This window comes from Haloferax sp. s1, from assembly GCF_058382125.1.
This window is the reverse complement of the sequence record NZ_JBZRPK010000120.1, coordinates 1-1,172: the sequence shown is the minus strand read 5'-3', so window position 1 is coordinate 1,172 and position 1,172 is coordinate 1. Positions and strand designations below refer to the sequence as shown.

Sequence of the window (1,172 nt, the reverse complement as noted above, 5' to 3'; positions counted from 1 at the left end):
GTATCTCGACGAGATAGAGGGCGAACTGCATCGGGTCTTCGGCGTCGAATCGTAACCCCGAACCAAAGGCCTAAGCACGTTCACCCCGAAGCCGCGTCCATGAGCACGGAGACGCAGGACGGCGAGGACGACCTCAAAGAGCGTGTTGTGAACTTCCTCCGTCGGAACTTCCCGCAGATCCAGATGCACGGTGGCAGCGCGGCCATCCGCGACCTGGACCGCGAGACCGGCGAAGTGACGGTTCTCCTCGGTGGCGCTTGCTCCGGGTGCGGTATCTCGCCGATGACGATTCAGGCTATCAAGACCCGCATGGTCAAGGAAATCCCCGAAATCAACGAAGTCCACGCCGACACCGGCATGGACGGAGACATGGGCGGCGAGAGTCGTGGCGGCACCAGTCCGTCGTTCCCCGGCGACACCAGCGACGACACGACCGACATCGAAGACGACCAAGGTCCGCAGGCCCCGTTCTAGGGCGTCTTTTCGGGATTTTTCTCTCGGCACGCATCCGAGAACAGGACTTTTATCGGCGACTACTGCACACCCACGGGTATGACCGAGTCGCCCGAGAACGTCCTCTTCGTCGTCATGGACACGGTCCGAAAGGACCATCTCACCCCGTACGGCTACGACCGCCCGACGACGCCGGGCCTCGAACGGTTCGCCGAAGAGGCGACCGTGTTCGAACAGGCCGTTGCACCCGCACCGTGGACCCTCCCGGTTCACGCCTCGCTTTTCACTGGGATGTACCCGAGTCAGCACGGTGCTGACCAAGAAAACCCCTACCTCGAAGGCGTCACCACGCTCGCCGAGACGCTCTCGGCGGCCGGCTACGACACAGCGTGTTACTCCTCGAACGCGTGGATTACGCCCTATACGCACCTGACTGACGGATTCGAGCAACAGGATAACTTCTTCGAGGTCATGCCGGGGGACTTCCTCTCCGGCCCGCTGGCGAAGGCCTGGAAGACCATGAACGACAGCGACACACTCCGGGCGCTCGCCGACAAACTCGTCAGCCTCGGCAACACCGCCCACGAGTATCTCGCCGGCGGCGACGGGGCGGACTCGAAAACGCCCACTGTCATCGACGAAACTATCGACTTCATCGACGACTCCGAGGAGTTCTTCGCGTTCATCAACCTCATGGACGCACACCGCCCGTACCACCC

At 62.4% G+C, this 1,172-nt stretch carries 2 protein-coding genes; both read left to right on the top strand.

What is annotated here, in order from left to right; genetic code table 11:
• Positions 1-99 precede the first annotated feature (99 nt).
• Entirely contained in the window at positions 100-474 is a 375-nt protein-coding gene (locus tag QT222_RS00860) for a NifU family protein (RefSeq protein ID WP_004058673.1), read from the top strand.
• Positions 475-552: 78 nt separating this feature from the next.
• The coding region (locus tag QT222_RS00855) for a sulfatase-like hydrolase/transferase (RefSeq protein ID WP_491475994.1) at positions 553-1,172 on the top strand (620 nt) is incomplete at its 3' end.

Excerpts from the sequence above, each read along its gene's own strand:
- QT222_RS00860 (WP_004058673.1), top strand. The coding sequence starts at position 100 with ATGAGCACGGAGACGCAGGACGGCGAGGACGACCTCAAAGAGCGTGTT.